General features: G+C 39.5%; 11 protein-coding genes. 5 read left to right on the forward strand and 6 right to left on the reverse strand.

Going from position 1 to position 20,474, the window contains the following annotated elements; translation table 11 throughout:
- Positions 1-86 precede the first annotated feature (86 nt).
- Both dnaE and Q4534_RS15350 read right to left on the reverse strand, forming a co-directional pair.
- Positions 87-4,373, reverse strand: a complete 4,287-nt coding sequence (dnaE, locus tag Q4534_RS15345) for a DNA polymerase III subunit alpha (RefSeq protein WP_303614030.1) — start codon at positions 4,371-4,373, stop codon at positions 87-89.
- Positions 4,374-4,724: 351 nt separating this feature from the next.
- On the reverse strand, positions 4,725-6,503 hold the full coding sequence (locus Q4534_RS15350; protein WP_303614031.1) for a metallophosphoesterase family protein: 1,779 nt from the start codon (positions 6,501-6,503) through the stop codon (positions 4,725-4,727).
- Between the two features lie 167 nt (positions 6,504-6,670).
- Between Q4534_RS15350 and Q4534_RS15355 the strand changes: the two genes are divergently transcribed.
- The 3 genes from Q4534_RS15355 (at position 6,671) to Q4534_RS15365 (ending at position 12,113) form a co-directional block, all read left to right on the forward strand.
- A complete protein-coding gene (locus tag Q4534_RS15355; RefSeq protein WP_303614032.1) occupies positions 6,671-6,913 on the forward strand; it encodes a hypothetical protein in 243 nt (80 codons plus the stop codon).
- A 104-nt stretch (positions 6,914-7,017) separates the two neighbouring features.
- Positions 7,018-10,407: a SusC/RagA family TonB-linked outer membrane protein gene (locus tag Q4534_RS15360; protein WP_303614033.1), complete on the forward strand. Its 3,390-nt coding sequence runs from the start codon at positions 7,018-7,020 to the stop codon at positions 10,405-10,407.
- A gap of 20 nt (positions 10,408-10,427) precedes the next feature.
- On the forward strand, positions 10,428-12,113 hold the full coding sequence (locus Q4534_RS15365) for a SusD/RagB family nutrient-binding outer membrane lipoprotein (protein ID WP_303614034.1): 1,686 nt from the start codon (positions 10,428-10,430) through the stop codon (positions 12,111-12,113).
- A gap of 686 nt (positions 12,114-12,799) precedes the next feature.
- Here the strand turns inward: Q4534_RS15365 and Q4534_RS15370 are convergent.
- The 4 genes from Q4534_RS15370 to Q4534_RS15385 all read right to left on the reverse strand — a co-directional run bounded on the left by Q4534_RS15370 (position 12,800) and on the right by Q4534_RS15385 (position 17,624).
- Positions 12,800-14,098, reverse strand: coding sequence for a photosystem II biosynthesis protein (locus Q4534_RS15370; protein ID WP_303614035.1), 1,299 nt, complete (start codon positions 14,096-14,098; stop codon positions 12,800-12,802).
- A gap of 169 nt (positions 14,099-14,267) precedes the next feature.
- Positions 14,268-15,431, reverse strand: coding sequence for a DNA-binding transcriptional regulator (locus Q4534_RS15375; RefSeq protein WP_014020099.1), 1,164 nt, complete (start codon positions 15,429-15,431; stop codon positions 14,268-14,270).
- Between the two features lie 3 nt (positions 15,432-15,434).
- Entirely contained in the window at positions 15,435-16,682 is a 1,248-nt protein-coding gene (locus Q4534_RS15380) for an MFS transporter (protein WP_014020100.1), read from the reverse strand.
- A gap of 93 nt (positions 16,683-16,775) precedes the next feature.
- Complete coding sequence (locus tag Q4534_RS15385; protein WP_014020101.1) at positions 16,776-17,624, reverse strand: ROK family protein; 849 nt, start codon at positions 17,622-17,624, stop codon at positions 16,776-16,778.
- A 495-nt stretch (positions 17,625-18,119) separates the two neighbouring features.
- On the opposite strand from Q4534_RS15385, the gene Q4534_RS15390 reads away from it, so the two are divergent.
- Together Q4534_RS15390 and Q4534_RS15395 are read left to right on the forward strand one after the other, a co-directional pair.
- Complete coding sequence (locus tag Q4534_RS15390; protein ID WP_303614036.1) at positions 18,120-19,370, forward strand: fibronectin type III domain-containing protein; 1,251 nt, start codon at positions 18,120-18,122, stop codon at positions 19,368-19,370.
- Positions 19,367-20,473: an exo-alpha-sialidase gene (locus tag Q4534_RS15395; RefSeq protein WP_014020103.1), complete on the forward strand. Its 1,107-nt coding sequence runs from the start codon at positions 19,367-19,369 to the stop codon at positions 20,471-20,473. Before Q4534_RS15390 ends, Q4534_RS15395 begins: the two co-directional genes overlap by 4 nt.
- Position 20,474 lies beyond the last annotated feature (1 nt).

Here is a 20,474-nt window from a genome sequence, read left to right on the forward strand (position 1 = left end):
TTAATGTAATTATGGTTTTTTATAAAATATATAACTTAATCAGTTTCAACATTAATAAGTTCCAGATCATTGAAAATATTTTTTTGTCAAAGGATTTTATAAGCTACTTCGGGGATTTGATCCAGTGCTTGGATCAGTTCATTGGAAGGGTCTACTCGGTATTTTGCAGATATTAGATCTAGGGTCAAATTCTCCTTATTGTCTATGATATTGATATACAATTTTGCATCGCCCTTGTACTTTTGAGTGATGGCTTCAAGTTTTTCCATCAGTTCTAATCCCAAGTCATCTAGGTCAATATGAACCCGTAAGCCCTTGATCATTTTTCCTCGGATCTCATTTAGCAAGGTGATTTGATTGATTTTAAATTCAAACTCAGCGGGTTTGTATTTATTGGGGTGTACTGAACCTGAAATGTATAAAAACCAATTGTGCATAAAGTATTCTTTGAATTTCACATAATCCTCCCCAAACAAGAAAAAAGTGTGGCCTCCATGGTAATCTTCCATCGTAAGCGTGCCGAAAGGTTTTCCGTTCTTTGTCGTTCGGTGAGCAAAGGAGGTTACAGCTCCTGCGAGTTTGATTTCCCCTTTTGATTTTAACTGGGAAAGATCGGCTAGCTCCGGAAGCCCTGTATTTGTAAAAGCTTCTATTTCTACCTTAAACTGATCCAAAGGATGCCCTGAAATATAGAGGCCGACTACCTCTTTTTCTATATTCAATTGTTGTAATTGGCTGAAGGGCTCCATGTGGGGAATAGATGGAACAGGAATGTCCAGCCCCCCGCCACCGCCAAACATGGAGACCTGTGAGCTTTCTTCTTCCTGTATTACCTTTTGCGCATATTTAATGGCTTTTTCTAATAGGGTGGCTTCATTATCAGGTGCTTCCAAGTATTGTCTTCGATGGAAATCTACAAAACAGTCAAAACCTCCGGCCATGGCCAATACTTCCATGGTTTTTTTATTGACCGCTTTTAGGTTGACTCTTTTCGTGAAAGTAAAGACATCCTTGTACAAGCCTCCTGCTTCTCTTTCTTCTATAATGGCATTCACGGCAGCATTTCCGGCCCCTTTTATTGCGGCCATACCAAATCTAATCTGGCCTTCCATATTTACGGTAAAATCACTCTTGGACTCGTTGACATCGGGGCCGAGTACCTGTATTCCCATGCGCTTACATTCTTCCATAAAGAAGGTTACCTGTGTAATGTCATTCATGTTATTGCTCAAAACAGAAGCCATGTATTCAGCCGGATAATGGGCTTTTAGATAAGCGGTTTGGTAGGCAATCCAGGCATAACAAGTAGAATGGGATTTATTGAACGCATACGAAGCAAAGGCCTCCCAGTCCTTCCATATTTTTTCCAGTTTTTTGCTGTCATGACCCTTTGCTGCTGCTTGATTGATGAATTTTGGTTTCATCTCATCCAGCACATTTTTTTGTTTCTTACCCATTGCTTTTCGGAGAACATCCGCCTCACCTTTGGTAAAGTCTGCCAGCTTTTGGGAGAGAAGCATTACCTGCTCTTGGTAGACCGTAATACCGTAGGTTTCTTCCAGGTATTCCTTCATGTCATCCAGATCATAGGTGATGGTTTCTAAGCCATGCTTCCGCTTAATGAAACTAGGGATGTATTCCAATGGGCCCGGTCTGTAAAGGGCATTCATGGCAATGAGGTCAGCAAAAACCGTGGGCTTTAATTCCCGCATGTATTTTTGCATGCCGGCAGATTCATATTGGAATATACCTACTGTTTCACCTCGTTGAAAGAGTTCATATGTTTGTACATCGTCAATTGGAAAGTTTTCCGGATCGAGCAGGATATCATGTCTTTCTTTAATGATTCGAACAGCATCCTTAATTAGGGTAAGGGTTTTTAAACCCAAAAAATCCATTTTTAGCAGCCCGGCACTTTCCACAACAGAGTTGTCAAATTGGGTACATACCATCTCAGAATCCTTTGCCAATGCAACAGGGACAAAGTTAGTAATGTCATCTGGCGTAATGATTACCCCACAAGCATGTATGCCTGTGTTTCTTACAGAGCCCTCCAGTACTTTGGCTTGGTTTATGGTTTTGGAGTTGTCGTCATTTCCTTTAGAAATTCGGATTAACTCCAAGGCCTTTTCCAAGTTGTCATTATTGTTTTTAAGCTTCGCCGAGAGTTTTGCCCTGTCGTTGGCTAGTTCAAAAAGGGCTTTAAGTTTGATGTCTGTAACTAGCTTTGCCAGCCTGTCTGCTTCTGATAGGGGAAGGTTCAGTACCCTTGCTGTATCCCTAATCGCAGACTTCGCCGCCATTGTTCCGTAGGTAATGATTTGTGCCACTTGGTTGGCACCATATTTTTTAATCACATATTCGATTACCCTTTGCCTGCCTTCATCATCAAAATCAATATCAATATCAGGGAGAGAAACCCTGTCGGGATTAAGGAATCTCTCAAATAGTAAATCGTAAGCGATGGGATCAACATTCGTTATACCCACGCAATAGGCAACAGCAGATCCGGCGGCAGACCCACGACCCGGTCCGACAGATACTCCCATTTCTCTGGCCGCTCCGGTAAAATCCTGAACAATCAGGAAATAACCCGGGTAACCGGTTCTTTCGATCGTTTCCAGTTCAAAATCCAACCGTTCTCTGATTTCATCAGTGATTTCTCCATACCTTTCTTTCGCTCCCTCATAAGTAAGGTGGCGAAGAAATGCGTTCTCTCCTCTTTTTCCTCCATCTTCATCATCTTGGGGATCAACAAATTTTTCGGGAATGTCATATTTTGGCAATAGAACTTCCCTAGCAAGTTTGAAAGGTTCTATTTTGGATACGATTTCATCTGTACATGAAATGGCCTCGGGTAAATCCGCAAAGAGTTTTTTCATCTCCTCTGGGGATTTGAGGTAAAACTCATCATTCGGAAAACCATAGCGATACTCGCGCCCTCTTTTTCCTATGTATTTCTTAGGTTTTTCGACCAGTTCACCATCTTTAACACACAATAAAATGTCATGGGACTTGGCATCTACTTGGGCATTATAATAAGTATTATTGGCAGCAAAATACTTGACATTGTATTTTTCTGCCCACTGGAGCAAGACTTCATTTACCTTTTCTTCTTCAGGTATTCCGTGCCGGTTTAGCTCGATATAGAAATTATCTCCAAATTGCTCATGCCACCAGACGAAGGCCTCTTCAGCTTGGGTTTCTCCTACATTTAGAATAAGGTAAGGAACCTCTCCCCAGAGCCCTCCTGTAGTAGCTATAAGGTCTCCCTTGTACTGCACCAAAACTTCTCGATCTATTCTAGGTACATAATAAAAGCCTTCTATGTTTGCATAGGATGCCAGTTTGGCTAGGTTATGGTATCCCGCCTTATTTTTAGCCAATAAAACTGTTTGGTAACCATCGTCTTTATTGGATTTATTTTTACGATCCCTACAAAGGTTAAACTCACAACCTAGGATGGGTTTGATGTCATTGTTAAACGCTTCTTTTACAAAGTTAAATGCCCCCATCATATTTCCATGGTCGGTCATTGCCAATGCCGGCATCCCCAATTCTTTTGCCCTTTTAATGATGGCAGGTATTTCAGAGGTGGATTGTAAAATAGAAAACTGGGTATGGACATGTAAATGCGAAAAGGGAGTATCCTTTAGGTCTGAAATGTCTGCACGATCCGCCGCTTTTAAGATTTTTTGAGCCGATACTTTTACGTCATCTTTTGCTGCTGCAAAATTTGCGGCTTCAAGATTCGGTGGTTCGTAAATAATTTCATCTAGGGAGAGTCCTTCAATGGGGGACTGTACCCCCTCTTTGATAAGGCCGAAGAAGCATTTTGCTGTGGCATCTACATCATAAGCAGCATCGTGGGCATCACCAAAACCCTCACCAAAAAGCTTCTGATGCAATTCAAATAAAGTGGGCCATTTAAATTTCCCTCCTTTTCCACCCGGAATGGCGCAAAATTCAGTAGATATATCCTTGGTATCTAAGGCTTGTTTCTCCAGATCTACAATGGGGCGTTCCGTTCTTAATAATTCAGCCCCTACAATCGAAATATCAAAACCTATATTATGGCCAACCAGAAAGGTTGTCTTTTTGAGATCTTCTTCAAAAATCTCTAGGACTTTTTTTAGGTCGTGACCTTCTTTTAATGCCCTTTGGGTTGAAATACCATGAATTTTTTCCGAATTATAGGGAATAGTAAAACCTTCAGGCTTAACTATATAATTGTTGTTTGAAATAAGCTTTCCCTTTTCATCATGAAGCTGCCAGGCCAATTGAACCAAACGTGGCCAGTTGTCTAAGTCAGACATGGGCGCGTTGTAGTTCCTTGGGAGTCCGGTTGTTTCGGTATCAAATATCAGGTACATAAATGTAGGTTGAATTAAATCATTAGTCTATTATGTACTTTGGATAACATTAATTATCCAAAGCGAGGATTTATGCATGTTAAGGCAAGGGGTGTAATTGAGCTTCGCCCTTTTATGGATGTCCTGCTTGCCCGATTATTTTCTCTTCAATCAGTAATTGATATCACTGTTTGGTAATCTTATATTTACCATAAGATTGAGGTTATGCCTAGGAAATTCCATTGCAAAATCCGATTTAAAAATACAGTTAAATTAAGGTTTCTGCCAGTATAATTTGAAAAATATCCGGGCACAAAAAAAGCCTGTCCACCTTTTATTGGTAGACAGGCTTTAAAGCAACAAAAAGAGTAATTATTTATTGATGGAAAATTTGTCCACCGTTTCTCCATTCACATTGATGGTTTCAGCGTTCATGGTTTTTCCATCAATTGTGATGTATTGATACAAGTGATCTGCCGGGAACTGAATTTCTGCATAGGAGCCTGTTCCTATGTCTTTATTTTTCCCTGTAGTACCCACAGAGATCCAATAAATCGTCCCATCATTAGGGCTATTTACAATTTCCCCATTGTTCAATGGCTTGGACCGCATATAGTAATGGAAATGCCCTCCCATGACGATGTCCATATGGTATTTGTCAAAAAGAGGCCCCCATTCGCCTTGAATGTCCTCATATGGTTCTACCTCATTGAAAGGAGGAAAGTGAAATACTGCAATTTTCCATGTAGCATCTGATTCTTTCAATTTTTTTTCTATCCATGCTGTTTGGTCTTCATTGGGAAAGGTAGAGTCAATCATTAAGAACAAGGTATTTCCATAGTTAAAAGCATAAGATCTTCCTGCCATTTCCGGGGATGGGCTATCTGAAGGATAACTCAACATTTCTTCAAACATCCAAGCGCCAAGCCCATCCTGACTATCATGGTTGCCGGGCACTGCCATCAATGGTTTTCTCGCTATTGTGCTTCCAGCATATTGAAACAATTTGTCCCAATCATCCCTGTATAAGCCTGTATTTACAAGGTCCCCTGCGATATAATAGAAAGCAATGTCAGGGAATCTTTTTTCTGCTTTTTGAATGTTATTACCCCATACTTCAGAAAGGTGTACATCCCCGGACCAAACAAAGGAAAAGGGCTTATTTTTATCAGGAGCAGTGGTGAAGGTTTCAGGTGACGACCAACCTGCCTCTTTATTCCCTACGATATAACCATATTTAGTATCCGGTTCCAAAGATCTTACTTTGGCAGTAAACCTATTCATGTACCTGTCATTTTGCAGCAGCCTATCTTCCATTAGAAATTTTTCCGCCTCTGTTTCTAGGGTGTCCTTGGTTCCTTCTTTCCAATATTTGGCTGTACCTGATGCTACCGTTTCTGTGGTTCTCCATTGGATGTCCATTGAAGTTTCAGGGGCATCGCTCCATGTAAGGAGAACTTGGTCAGGCTTTTCTCCGGTGGGGAAATCCGTAGTTCTAAAGGCATTCACCATATGCGCTTCTCTTGCCCTTCCTCTAATGGTTGTTAGCAATTGCTGTCCTTTAAGGGCGTCAGGAACAGAAGTGAGCGTAAGTCCACTCCAGTCATGGTAGGTGAAAGCACCCACATCAAAAACCTCAAAATGTTGTTTTGCCGGAAAGATGGGTGTGATCTCCAAATTGTCTGCTGAATTTTGTGGAGCAAGTCCTATGAAATAGACAGGTCTGTGTTTACCGAAACCATTGATGCCTAACTGGATTTCACCGGCATCAAAATCTTTTTGCCAAACCTCATAGGTATCGTGTTCATTTTGAACTTCCATATCCGTGAGGGTAAACCCGGAAGGTTTCAACCAAAAAGGAATTACTTCCTGGCCTTTGTTTCTCATTAGGGATACGGTGGTAGGTACATTTACCTCCATTTTCCAGTATTGGGTCGCTAATGATTCTTTCTCTTCATCGGTAAGATATTCTTGGACAAACTCATGTGAGATGGTGTCTAGTTGATTTTTATCCAACTCATTATAAAGTCTGGTAACAACCTCGTCCATGGTTTCTTTTACCGAAGGCAAAATTTTGTCATTGTTTTTTTTAGGTCCGCAAGCATTTAAAATTAAAACGATGCAAGCCAATAATAGTGGGGTGGTTTTCATGATTAATTTAATATTTAGGGGCCATTTGTCTCTAAAGGCCATTTTTTGGTATCAAATAATATTACGCATTAAATGGAAATCAGGCCATTTTATGTCATTGTTATGTTTGTTAACAATTAATTCATAATAAAAAACAATTATTACAAATAGTCTCTTTTTTATAAGCCATGGTATTTACGGTGGAGGGCATTTATATGAAAAAGAAAAAAGCAGAGGCTCTGATGCAGAGACTTGTACAAAATGAAATTTCGCGACCGGAGTTTGAAGAGCTTTTAGAAGGCCTGGAAGATTCGGAAATGTTGAGCGGTATGGAGGAAAGTATGCGGAAACATTTTGATAAAGTCTTAAAGGATTATAAGAATGACAAAAGTGCAAATTCTGAAAATCACAAAACAAGCAAATTGAAGTAAAATAGAAATTATAAGGAGTAGACGTCCCACAAAGGACAAGGTTTGGATAATAACTTCCAATTTATCAATACAATAGAAAACTGAACATGCAAAACAATTAACTTATGAAAAAACATCGTACTAAAAAAATGATGAAGTGGATGGTGCCACTTCTCTCGGTAGGTATTATATCTACCGGATCAGTACTGGCGGAAGCCAACGGATCCTCTATGATGAGGAGTTCCTTAGGAGCTGCCACAGAATTGGAGGAGATGGTTGCAATAACTATCAAAGGAAAGGTTACTTCCACAGGAGATGATTCAGGATTACCTGGGGTAACTATTTTGGAGAAAGGAACAAGCAATGGAACGGTAACGGACATTGACGGATCATATAGTATTGACGTAGCTGGACCAAATTCAGTATTGGTATTCTCTTACGTTGGTTTCGAAAGTCAAGAGGTTACTGTAGGTAATCGGACCAGTGTAAATGTGAGCATGGAAGAGGCTGCAACAGCTATGAATGAAGTAGTTGTTACTGCCCTAGGTATCAAAAGAGATCAACGATCTTTAGGATACGATGTGTCCACTGTATCTTCTGAAGATGTTACCCAAGTGTCTCAAGAAAACATTTTGAGTTCTCTTGCAGGTAGAATGCCGGGTGTGACCATCAACCAAACGAGTGGGGCAGGATCCTCTATGAGTATGGTAATTAGAGGTGCTTCTTCTTTGACATCTGACAACCAGCCATTATTTGTGGTTGATGGGGTGCCAATGTCCAACTCATTGAATAACGTTTCAGAAACTGGAAATGGTAATCAGGTCGATTATGGTAATTCAATTTCTGATATCAACCCTGATGATATCGCAAGTATCAGTGTGCTAAAAGGTCCAAGTGCAGCAGCGCTTTATGGTACTCGTGCCGGTAATGGTGTGGTAATCATTACTACCAAATCCGGTAGCAAAGGAAAAGGAATGGGCGTTTCTTTCTCTACAAGTAATGTATTTGAACAACCTTCTAGATTACTTGATTTTCATTACCAATATGCCAATGGTAATAGAGAAGGTGTTTTCAATGATGGATCTGCCTACTGGGGAGGACCTCAATTAGATGTAGGTAACTTAGCTCAACAATGGAATAGTCCGGTTGATGAAAACGGAAACGTGATCCCTACTGAATTAAAATCCTATCCGAATGCCATGAAGGATTTCCTTCAAACTGGTATCACGTCAAACAATAATATTGCTATTAGTGGGGGAGATGATAAAGCGACTTATAGGGTGTCCTATGGAAATATGATTCACCAAGGTATGATCCCTAATTCTGATTTGTACAGAAATAGTATTTCTACCTCTGTTTCTTATGACATCTTGGATAAGTTAACTCTTAATACAAATTTTAACTACACCAACAGTAGTTCTAACGACAGACCAAGTACTGGTGATAGAAGGGGAAATGCTTTGGAAGCAATCTATACTTCTTCCTACATCGACTTTGAGCAAATGAGTGGTATTTGGGTGCCGGGTCAGGAAGATATTCAGCAAATCAGAACTCCTGCCGGTGATAACCCTTATTTCATCGCTTACGGAATTGAGAATGCATTCCGAAGGGATAGAATTTATGGTAACGTTTCTTTGGATTATAAATTCTCTGATAATTTAAATTTAGCTGTTAAATATTCTTTGGATCGTTCTGATGAAAACAGAGAAACAAAGATTCCTTATAGCTACAGTAGAATGGCCAAAGGTGGTTATTACAATACCGACATGTTGAATCAGGAATCTAATGCTGATGTCTTATTAAGTTATAATGAGGATTTTGGAAAAATGGATTTTAATGCTTCTGCAGGTGGAAATATTATGAGTCGATTTGGTACTTCCTCTTATGTAGGTGTTGGTGGTGACAGGAATAACGGATTGGTAGTACCTGGAATCTATAATGCACAGAATATACCAGCTGATAACAGGTCTGTTTCTAGTGGATATTCTGAAAAGAGAATTTACAGTGTTTATGGTTTGGCTTCCTTTGGGTATGCAGATCAATTGTATTTGGATTTGACAGCTAGAAATGACTGGTCATCTACATTACCACTAGACAATAATTCTTATTTCTATCCTTCAGCATCTTTAAGCTGGTTGGCAAACTACACACTCAATCTTCCGGAAAGCATTGATATGTTAAAAGCCAGAGTAGGTTGGGCGAAAGTAGGAAATGATACAGGTCCATACCGTTTGGTTCAAAACCTATCTACAGGTACTTACAATTCTATAAATACTGCTTCAGTAAGTTCTGGGATATTGAATCCTAACTTCTTACCTGAAGAGGCCACTTCTATTGAAGCCGGTATAGATTTAAATATGTTCGCCAATAAGTTGAGGTTTTCCGGAACCTATTATGTGATTGAAAACACAAACCAAATATTCTCTGTAAATCTTCCAAGATCTTCAGGATACAGCAGCAGGTTGATTAATGCAGGTTTGATCCGAAGCAAAGGTTTGGAAATGAGCCTTGGTGGCACACCACTTGATAAAAACGGATGGAAATTAGACGTTGATGTTAACTGGAGTAGAAACAGAACCACTGTTGTAGAGTTGGTTGAGAACTTTGATAGGATCACCTTATGGTCTGAAAATGGTGGTGGAGCCATCACTTTCCTAGGTGATCAAGTTGGGGACTTGTACAGTAGAGGTTATGTAGAGGTAGAAGATCCAAACTCTCCTTATTACAAATGGCCTGTATTGAGCAGTGCCGGAGAATGGCAAGATTTGTCATCTGACGAAGCTTTGAGAAAAGTAGGTAACTTCAACCCTGATTTTATTTTAGGTATGCAAACAGGTTTAAGCTACAAGCGATTTGTATTGAATGCAAGTTTTGACTGGAGACAAGGTGGAGAGTTTATGTCATTCACTTATAGGTATGGTGAGTCTGATTGGAAATCTCAAAGACAATTGGATGATTTGATCCCAGGTGGATTGTACTCTGAAGACGAATTGGCTGCTTTGTTGAAGTCAGATCCCGAAAAATACATTATCCCTAGCCCAGGAAACTTCCCTCGTGTTGGTGGTCATACTGCTGAAACAGGTGGGTTCTATATCGATGAGAATGGTAGCGATGGTGCTTTCGTTCCGGGTGTGGTTCAAACTGCCGGTGCAGATACTCCAGACAATTATGCAGATGATGTTTACGAAGAGCATTTAGGTGGTTCTGGAACCAATATTTATCCTATCACCAATACTTACCCTTGGAGTTTCAATGAGCAGGTTACCTTTGATGCTTCGTTTATCAAATTAAGAGAATTGTCTTTAGGATATAAGATACCTAATTTTAGTGTGTTTACGAATGCTACATTCTCTATCTATACTAGAAATATTATGTTGTGGACAAAAGCTGATATAGGAATTGATCCAGAAAGAGCATTTCAAGCTTCAGGTTCTTCTTTCAAGCAGGGCATCGAGCGTCAAAATGTAATGCCTTGGAGTGTGCCAATTGGTTTCAAGCTTAATTTCAATCTTTAAAGGTCCTTAATTTACATATCATGAAAAATTTATTTGAATTTAGAAAGATAGCCGTATTTCTCCTGGGACTTATCTTGGTCACCGGTTGTGATGACCAACTCAGTGAGATCAATACCAATCCATATGGTATTGACCCGGCAAATGCCAACCCAAATCTATTGATGCCAACAGTGTTGACTTCATCAGCACAAAGTTACTTGGGACTAGGTTTTAATGACCTCGCTGGCGCCATGCAATACACGCAAAAAAATGGATGGTATAGCAGTCATAACAATTATGAATGGGTTTCCAGAAACTGGACAGGATGGTATGATATCCTGAGAACCAATGATTTGATGATTACTAGAGGTGAAGATATGGACAATGCTTTTTTCCAAGGAATGGGCCTTACCATGAAGTCTTTTGCTTTTGGGAACATCGCAGATCTTTGGGGTGATGCTCCCTACTCTGACGCCCTAATGGGAGACGAGGGTAGTGATCAGTTTCAATTCCCTAAATTTGATAGCCAAGAAGCTATTTATGATGGCATTATTGCAGACCTTCAAGAGGCGGCCACATTACTTGCCTCTGCTTCTACAGAAGGTGTAACTGCCGGTAATGATCTTATCTACGGTGCCGATGTTGATAGTTGGAGAAGGTTCACCAATTCCTTATTATTGAGGTATTATATGCGGTTGTCAGAGAAAAAGCCTGATGTAGCCAAAGCTGGAATTGAAGCCATCTATAGTAGTGGAATCTATATTCAGGATCCTTCTCAGGATGCGACACTTGATTATACAGGAGGTTCAAATGATATCTGGATTACCCGCCATGTAAGGCTAAATCCTGATGATTTCCAGAGATATCAGGCTTGTCAGACTTTTATCGATCAATTGACCATGACCGATGACCCTAGGCTCCCTGTTTTCTTTGATTCTGTAAGGGTTCAATGGGTAGCAGATGAAACACTTGATGTGGCAGCTGAAAGCTTTATAAGGGCAGACGGAGAGCCAATCGAGACGATATATACCTTTGATGAGTTTGAAGAAGAGTACGCTGATGTGAAATTCACTCGTCATTTCAATCCTAATATGGCGGATTACAACTCAGATTTGTATGTAGGTTTGCCTCCATCCATCTTGACCCCGGAATCTTATAATGGGAACCCAATCCCAGGTCAAGGAACTCAAAATCTGCACGTTTCTCAACTAGACCCACTTTACAGCACCGCAGGTTCAGCCGGAGACATCCTAAAAGCTAGAATTATCTCTGCTGCAGAGGTAAGTTTTATCTTCGCTGAAGCAGCGCTTAAAGGTTGGAGTGTTGGCGATGCCGAAACACACTACAATATGGGTATTGAACAGTCTCTTCAAGTATGGGAGAAAGGTGACATGTATGAAGAGTTTATTGCTCAGCCTGATGTTATGTTTAACAGTACCCTAGAACAAATTATTACTCAGAAATGGGTAGCCAACTGGTCGAATGGTACTGAAGCATTTGCTGACTACAGAAGAACAGGTTACCCTGATTTATCTGCCGGTCCATTGTCTCCTCAGCCTGAGGTGGCCTTAAGGTTCCAGTATGGAAATGATGAGTACAACAACAACCCGGATAATATTAGTGCTGCACTAAACAATCTAGAAGTAACTGATTATTCAGGTAACTTCGGACAAGATAGCCAGTGGTCAAAACCATGGTTGTACCAAGGAACAAACGTCCCTTTTTAAGTCTGAATTTATAAATTTATTGATTAAAGGTTCTCTGTCGGTTTTCGGCAGAGAACCTTTTTTTATATAAAAGAATTTTACCTTATTTCCAATTCCTAGAGCTGCTGTTGTGGGCTTGCTCCTTTTATCAGAGCAAAGGGATAGTACTCGGTTGGCCCATTGAGCCCTGAATTATCATTGTTTCCCTGCCAAATTACAGCCCCTATCAATTTGCATCTCAGCGAGCATTCATTAACCGTCTAGTTCTTGGATTAAGAAATTTCTCTGGTTTGATTGGTAGTGAAAGCGATAATTTGAAGTGTAGGTTTAGCCGGTAATGAGCAACCAGTCTCCTAGCTAGATATCTTGGGAATCTTGGGATACCAATAGAATTAAAGCCATTAAGTAAGAGGTGAAAGGGTATGTGTTTCCTAAGTAGGTAAAACGCCTTGCTTGGCTCACACAGGATATCATGGCATATGAGGTATTGCCTGATAAGCAAAATATAATGGGTTTTCAGCTAAGTTTCCCTATGTTTTTAAACTTCAATTATAAGAATAGGTACGTATCAACTTAAAATTAATTTACCTTTTGACGCTGAATGAAGTTTCTCACAGGTAGAAAATAAAAAAAGATCAGCGTCTATATGGGCTGATCTTCTTTCTTTTTTATTGATTAGAATTCTACTTTCTACCTTATTTCATCAATCAAATCCATTCAAACCTTTTGTGTGCATGAGACAATTCCCCATGGCTATTGATCAATATCAAGGTAAGGATAGCCAGTATTATCATTATTATTAACAATACATTTCTCCAGGTTTTAGTAGCCGCTGCACGCGCTGAAAACATGGGTTTCAATTTTGGTATAAAGGCCAAAATAATAATATAATTGATGATGTATAGAAATTGTTCAATTCTATAAAAGCTTAAAAAAGACCCCGTTAACATGATTGTGAACAAAATATATGTTCCAAAATAACTTTTGAAAAGCATGGATATTTCCGTGTAACTTATCTGTGGGCCTTGGAGTGCTTTTTTACTTGAAAATAACCTGATCCAATAAACCGATAAAGCCAAGATGCTTGTAAGTGCAACCAATTGAACAGCTGTCATCCAGGTTTTTGGTTGGCTTACAAATGCACCCAAAGTTTCTGAGAAATCTTTCATTAAAAAAGATTGATGCCATACAAAAAATGGAATGACAAATATTAATCCGACAAGGGGTAGGGTAAGGTTACTTGTAGAGAATTTACCAGTACTTTCTTCTTTAGGCCAAGAAGAGGTGAATGTTCCATAAGCCATACCTGCACCACCAAAAAAGCCAAGGGAATATTCCATTACGTTCCACATATTGAAAGGGATTTCTGCCACATTACCCAGCACATGAAGGAAATTCCCAAAGGCGAAGCCAAAACCAGCTCCCAATCCCGAATACATGGCCACTCTCATGGCACTATACTTTTTGGTTCTTAGCATGAAATACAACATGGCTATACCACTTCCTGCACAGATTCCCCAAGCTTCAGAACGAGGGGGAGTCATTTCAAAACCCAGCTGTTCAATCATTAAATAATAAAAAATGATGCCACCAACAGTCATTTCGATTACGACCTGATGCCATTTAATTTTATTTTTAGGATGGTCTTCCAGTACCAGGCCAAATAGTCCTCCCCCAATTAAACCATAGAGCCCCCCAACCACAAATAAACTAGCCAATCCATAATATACATTGATAAAATCTTCCCCTCTACCATAACCCACAAGAATACCATAACTCATCATGCCTCCAAAACCCCAACCAACAGCCCCGGCAAAAGCGGCTTTGATGGCCTTGTTATACCAGTCCTCTCTTTTGGCAAGTAGGAGTATACTAAGAGCGCCTATACCGCCGGCCCAAGCGGCACCTTGTTCATGACCAAACTGCCCGCGAATAGCCCAAGCTGTGGCCAAAGCCATACCTGCAATGATGATGGATAGTATGGTATTTTTATCTAAATGTTTCATAACCGGAAAATGGATAAAGGTTGAAAATATTTTGGGTATGTTTTTATAGTATACCTTATGGAACAAAAAAATACCATTCAAAATAATGGCATTATATGAACGGTTGTGAGGGATTATTTGGCGGTGAATTAAGTTGGGGATATTATTGATGGCAAAGAGAGTGGGTGGCTTATTTCCCGGCAAGGTATCGCTTTCTGTATTCAATAGGATTACATCCTTTTACTTGCTTGAATTGCCTAGCAATGTTTTTACTGTCGTTTAAGCCCAGGTCCATGGCGATCTCAAAAACAGTTTGATCAGTCTCCAGAAGCTTTTGAGTGAATTTTTCTATTCGTAGGTTAAAAATGTACTTGTAAATGGGGTAGCCAGTTATTTGAAGAAAACGTTTCTCAAGACTTCTTCTGGAAAGAGGCACTTGCTTTACTACTTCTTCTACTTGAAGGTTTTTTTCTATATTTTTATGAATATATTTCAATGACGAAGCGATATGGTCATCATTGGTTGCATAGATATCAGTAGATTGCCTGGTGATAACTTGGGTAGGTTTTACCCGGATATCATAAAAATTTGATGCAGTGGTTTGGATCATTTGTTCCATCAACTTGGCAGTATCATATCCCCCTTTTTCTATATCCAAGCCAATGCTAGACAGCGGAGGGTCTGATAGTTCACAAAGCATTTCATCATTATCTACCCCCAAAACAGCAACTTCTTCAGGAATCCGGATTTTATTTTGCTTGCAAGCTTCGGTAATATGGAGCCCTTGGTTGTCATCACAGGTCATGAGCGCAATGGGTTTTGGCAAAGACAATAGCCATTTGCTCAAAGAATTACTCTTGTAGTACCACAAATCTGTAGAACGGGATTTTCTGTGCTCAAAGTAATTTACTTTGTAGCCCATCGCATTGATTTTCTTTTCGAAACCTTCAGCCCGTTCTCTTGACCAAACGATATCATTGAAACCGTAAAAAGCAAAGTTTTTAAAGCCCTTTTTGAGAAAGTAGGAAGCACCCATTTCACCGGCTTCATGGTAAGCACCTGTAATATTCGGAATTTCTGAAAACCTCTCTTTAAAATCTTGTGCAACCACAGGGATTTTGGAATCAACAAGCAATTCCAAGTCTATTTCATTGTACAATTGTCCGATGATACCATCTGCTCCCCAGTCCTTGGCCCAGTCGAGGATGCCCTTAATGCCAATTGTTTCCCTATAGTAAAGGGGCATGCGGCAATAGGTCCATGGTCCATGCTCAGCAGAATACTTTGATATTCCTTTTAATAAACTCTTACTGTACTCTTCGGCAAAATCCAAGAGCAAAATAATCTTATACATTTTTTACTTAAAGATATCCTTCAAACTTTTGGTAGCATTGGTGACCAATGGTTTGGCCCAAATGCCAATGCTTAAGATGTATCCTAAAGTAAACAAAAGAAATAACATGGACAATTTAAGTCCTACAAGTTCTGCTAATCCACCAATTATTAGCGGCACAATCGCTCCTCCCGCTATTCCCGTACATAAAATCCCTGAGAAGGTTCCATGGTGATGGGGTACGGAATTGAGTGCCAAAGAAAAGATAATTGACCACATAACAGAAGCAAAAAATCCGGTCAATGGGAAAGCGATTAAAGCTACATTTGCAGGGCCAAAGAGACCTGCTAATAAAGCTAATATGGCCCCTCCTGTAAAGAAAATCAATACGGTTCGACTATCAAGAAATTTAAGCAAAACCAGCCCCAATAAGCAACCTACAGTTAGCAAACCCCAAAAGTAAGAAATTACAATAGCACCCGTGGTAGATGGGTCTATGTCATGGTAAGATTGAAGAAATTTAGAAATCCAGTTGGCAATGCCTTGTTCGGTTCCTACATAGCAAAAGATTCCCAAGAAATACAACAACACATACTTATTGGCCAGTAGTTCTTTGAATGCCACACCCACATCAATTTTCTCATCCTCTTTAAGCTCCACTTTCGGGAATTTTGCAAAATAGACGATGATGACCATCAAAAAGGCTATGGCAGCAAACACCCAATACAATGAGACCCATTTTAGGTTTTCAGGCACCATGGGGTTTAAAAATGAGAAAATTAAGGAATTGTCTGTTGTATGAATATTTGTTACCAAATAGCTGTAAAGCATCGGGCTAAGAAAAGAAGCAGCCCCAAAAGCCAATTGGCCCATCACGGAATTAAAAGCAAAATGTTCCTCGCCTCCGGCAGTCCTAAGGAGGGGGTTAATGACTACCTGTAAAACGGCCATTCCAATACCAATAATAAACAAGGATGTCAAAGCTATGGTAAAGCTTGGAATAAAAGCAAAAAGTAAAGCACCAATAAACGCCATGGTAAAGGCAAAGATCAGCATTTTCTTTTCTTTGTATTTTTCCACTAAAATTCCGGAGGGAATAGACATCACTGCATAAGCCACAAAGAAAGCAAAAGGTAAAAAGCCTGCCAGTCCAATACTTAGAGTAAAACTATCAATAATATCCGGGATGATAGGTCCCAGAATATTGGTAAGAAATGAAATGACGAAAAAAATCAATAATATAAGGGCAACTATGAGTGTGTTTTTTTTCATGTCATTATATTGTTAGGCGTAGCAATTTTATTCTATTGTTAAATATTGGAGTTTTTTGACCAAAAGTGCAGTATTAAGCCAAAATTAAATCGCTTAATTGGTGGCATTGACAGGCAGGTCTACAAGGGCAGCGGCTCCCAAAAGCGCAATGTCTTCGTTTTTTGTCAAATGGATTTTCAATTTTTTAAATGATTCAGGATAGATAAAGTCACTGAAGCTTTCACGCATAGCCTTCTCAAAAAATGGATAGGCATTTGCTACCGACCCGCCGATGACGATTGCTTCGGGATCATAAGTATACATTACCACTTGCACTGCAGCTCCAAAATGCTGACCAAAGGCTTTCCATTGTTCCAAGGCCTCTTTTTCCCCATTTTTGGCAGCGGTAAAGGCATCTAATGCAGTGGTTTGGTATTCGGCACTGAAGAAATTTCCACTGGCATAATATTCTATATTGTGGTTAAGGTAAGGAAGTAAACCAATTTCACCGGCACCACAATTTACTCCTGCATATAGCTTGTTTTTGATAATGATGCCTGATCCTAAACCTGTCCCTATTGACAAGCCTACCATATTGCTGTAACTTTTACCCTTACCAAATTTATGCTCTCCAATGGCAAAGCAGTTGACATCATTGTTTACGAAAACCGGAAGGTTAAATTCCTGTTCAAGAATGTCTTTTAATGCTACCTTTTTCCAGGAAGGGATGTTGGTTACATTATAAACAATCCCTTTTTCTACATCCACCACTGACGGCACACCAATCCCTATTCCCTCTACTTCATGGGCAGTTAGTGGTTTTATAAATTGCATCACTTGGTTAAGCGTAGACTGAAGGTCATTTTTTTCTTTCAGAAGAGCCTTGGTCTTGTGAATGATTTTTCCTTCGTGTTCAATACCTACCTGTATTTTCGTTCCTCCTAAATCTATTCCTATGTTCATTGTATTAAGTCGGGTATTTTTTAAAAAAAATCAACGACAAATATATCTTAACTTTACCCTTTTAACAACCGAAAATAGAAGTTTTAGGAAAAGTTAACCTTTAATAACTACCTGAAAAACAGTGAATAATCAAACTATATATTTGTTTAGATTCTAGTGATATACTTGAAAAGGTTCGTTAGGGCTATTTGAGAGCAATTGTTTTTTTTAATAGTCCGAAACTGAATATTACTGTAATGTATTGGATGAATTGAAAAAGTAGAGAAATCAAATTAGTATTAAAGAAACATTAAATATTGTGAAATTTTAGCCGGACTACATATCTTGAAGCATCAATTTATTTTTAGGTAATAATTAATGGTGCCCCTAAGCGAGTAGAAATAGTCACTGTTAAAAGCAAATAGACTTATACAATTACACAATATAAGTTTCTATAAGAAGAAATATATTTTACTAAAATAAGTTTAGCGTTTAATTAACAACAATCCATAAACAATGAAATCACAAAGTAAAAAAGTTAACATTTTTATTTGCTTTTTATCACTCCTGGTTTTTTATGCGACCACTTTAAGTGCTCAGGAAGAACCCAGTGGAATTTATTTGACCTGGGAAAAAGATCCCACCAGTACAATGACAATTGATTGGCATCTAAAAACCAATGCTACGCAAACTTTATTTTATCGCAAAAAGGGAGATGAAAATTGGATGAAGAAAACCGGAAATGTATCTGATTTCCCATTTTCTGATCGTAAGATCCATCGGGTTTTTCTTTCAGGTCTGTCGGCAGACCAAGCGTATGAGGTTAAGTTTGGAGCTTACGAAAGAGTTTATTACTTTAAAACCATGCCCAAGGATATTTCCAGAAACCCGATCAAGTTTGCAATAGGGGGAGATACCATGCATGACCAAAAGGTAATGGAAAAAACCAATCTTCAAGTTTTACCATACAATCCTGATTTTATAATAATAGGTGGTGATCTGGCATATGCCAATGGTGATGGGAAAAATGTAAAAAGGTGGTATGCTTGGTTTGAAGCAGTGAAAAACACATTGATACATGAAGATGGACGTATGATACCCATCATGCTCGGGATAGGTAACCATGAAGTTAAAAGTGGTTTTGATGCAGAGTCCATCCCTGAGCATTTGAAGGAAGAAAAGAGAAAAGAAAGCGCACCATTTTATTATAATCTTTTTGCTTTTCCGGGGCAACCGGGTTATGGGGTGCTTGAATTTGGTAAATACCTTAGTTTTCTCTTTCTTGATTCAGACCATACGAATGCCATTGATGGTCCACAAAAAGATTGGCTTGCCCGAGAATTGGCCCTTCTGAAAGAAAAAAACACCACCCACGTAATGGCCATTTATCATGTTCCGGCTTACCCTTCTGCCAGATCCTTTACAGGGAAAACCCAGTCGATGATTCGAAAACATTGGGTGCCTTTATTTGAAAAGTCCACTATGAACTTGGCGTTTGAGAATCACGACCATGCCTATAAACGAACCTACCCAATTAAAAACAATAATGTGGATGAGGACGGAATCGTCTATATAGGGGATGGGTCCTGGGGAACCAGACCGCGTACTGTTCATGATGCAGCAAGTACTTGGTATTTAGAAACTTCCCAATCCGTGAGGGCATTTACCCTTGTAACCCTTCAGGGCAAAAGCTTTAACATTATTACAGTAGATGAGGATGGAAACATCATCGACAGTTATCCAAATAATCCATTGATAAAACCATGAAAAATTACCGAGAATTACTAAGCTATTCTTTTTTATTATCGCTATTGATAATCACTGCGGCTTGCAGTGGAGAAAATAAAACCGAAGCTGTTGAAGAAAAGGACGAAGCAGTTGTCCAAGAGGCAAAGCTTACTACAGAGGAATATGAGCATATTTTTGGTGAGGACAGACCCTTTGCCCAGTGTCATGCTTCTACCATTACCGGTCTAGGTGATGGGAATTATTTGGCTGCATGGTTTGCAGGCTCTCATGAAAAACACAATGATGTAGGGATTTGGGTCTCTAAAGGAAAAGCCGGTGATTGGAGCGAGCCTGAATTACTGGTAAAAGTAAGAAATGAACCACACTGGAATCCAGTATTGTTCAATGCACCTGATGGTAAGGTTTATTTGTATTTTAAAGTTGGAAAGGAAATAGACTATTGGGAAACTTGGGTTCAATACACTGAAGATGGAGGAGAGACTTGGTCTGAAGCAAGGGAATTGGTTCCGGGAGATAAAGGAGGCCGAGGTCCTGTGAGAAATCATATGCTGGTTTTATCAGACGGTACTTGGTTGGCTCCTGCCTCAGATGAGAAAAACAAAGTATGGACAGTATTTGTTGACAGGTCTGAAGATGGTGGGAAAACGTGGACGGCTACAGAAAAGCTTGATATGGACCGCTCAGTAATTACGGGAGAAGGAGTGATTCAACCTGCATTATGGGAGTCAAAACCCGGTCATGTGCACATGCTGATGCGTAGCAGTTCCGGAAATATCTGTAGGTCAGACTCTGAGGATTATGGAAAAACTTGGTCTAAGGTTACAGAAATTGAATTGCCCAATAACAACAGCGGGATAGACGTTGCTCATATAGAAGGGGAGAAAATTGCTTTGATCTATAACCCTGTTGCTGAAAATTGGGGTGATAGGTTCCCAATCTCTATTGCTGTTTCTGAAGACAATGGTAAAACCTGGCCTTTGAAATTTGAGATAGAAAAGGGAGAGGGTGATGATGAGCTTTCTTATCCTGCCATGTTTTATGAAGATGGTCACTTGGTTGCCTGTTATACTTGGAACCGAGAAACGGTTGCTTTTTGGAAAGGTAAACTGGAAGGGATTTAAA

Source organism: Cyclobacterium sp. 1_MG-2023, from assembly GCF_030546805.1.
Classification (GTDB): Bacteria; Bacteroidota; Bacteroidia; order Cytophagales; family Cyclobacteriaceae; genus Cyclobacterium.

What these genes read in the sequence shown, in the direction of transcription:
- dnaE (WP_303614030.1), bottom strand. Translation starts at nt 4,373, where the DNA reads ATGTACCTGATATTTGATACCGAAACAACCGGACTCCCAAGGAACTAC.
- Q4534_RS15350 (WP_303614031.1), bottom strand. Translation starts at nt 6,503, where the DNA reads ATGAAAACCACCCCACTATTATTGGCTTGCATCGTTTTAATTTTAAAT.
- Q4534_RS15355 (WP_303614032.1), top strand. Translation starts at nt 6,671, where the DNA reads ATGGTATTTACGGTGGAGGGCATTTATATGAAAAAGAAAAAAGCAGAG.
- Q4534_RS15360 (WP_303614033.1), top strand. Translation starts at nt 7,018, where the DNA reads ATGAAAAAACATCGTACTAAAAAAATGATGAAGTGGATGGTGCCACTT.
- Q4534_RS15365 (WP_303614034.1), top strand. Translation starts at nt 10,428, where the DNA reads ATGAAAAATTTATTTGAATTTAGAAAGATAGCCGTATTTCTCCTGGGA.
- Q4534_RS15370 (WP_303614035.1), bottom strand. Translation starts at nt 14,098, where the DNA reads ATGAAACATTTAGATAAAAATACCATACTATCCATCATCATTGCAGGT.
- Q4534_RS15375 (WP_014020099.1), bottom strand. Translation starts at nt 15,431, where the DNA reads ATGTATAAGATTATTTTGCTCTTGGATTTTGCCGAAGAGTACAGTAAG.
- Q4534_RS15380 (WP_014020100.1), bottom strand. Translation starts at nt 16,682, where the DNA reads ATGAAAAAAAACACACTCATAGTTGCCCTTATATTATTGATTTTTTTC.
- Q4534_RS15385 (WP_014020101.1), bottom strand. Translation starts at nt 17,624, where the DNA reads ATGAACATAGGAATAGATTTAGGAGGAACGAAAATACAGGTAGGTATT.
- Q4534_RS15390 (WP_303614036.1), top strand. Translation starts at nt 18,120, where the DNA reads ATGAAATCACAAAGTAAAAAAGTTAACATTTTTATTTGCTTTTTATCA.
- Q4534_RS15395 (WP_014020103.1), top strand. Translation starts at nt 19,367, where the DNA reads ATGAAAAATTACCGAGAATTACTAAGCTATTCTTTTTTATTATCGCTA.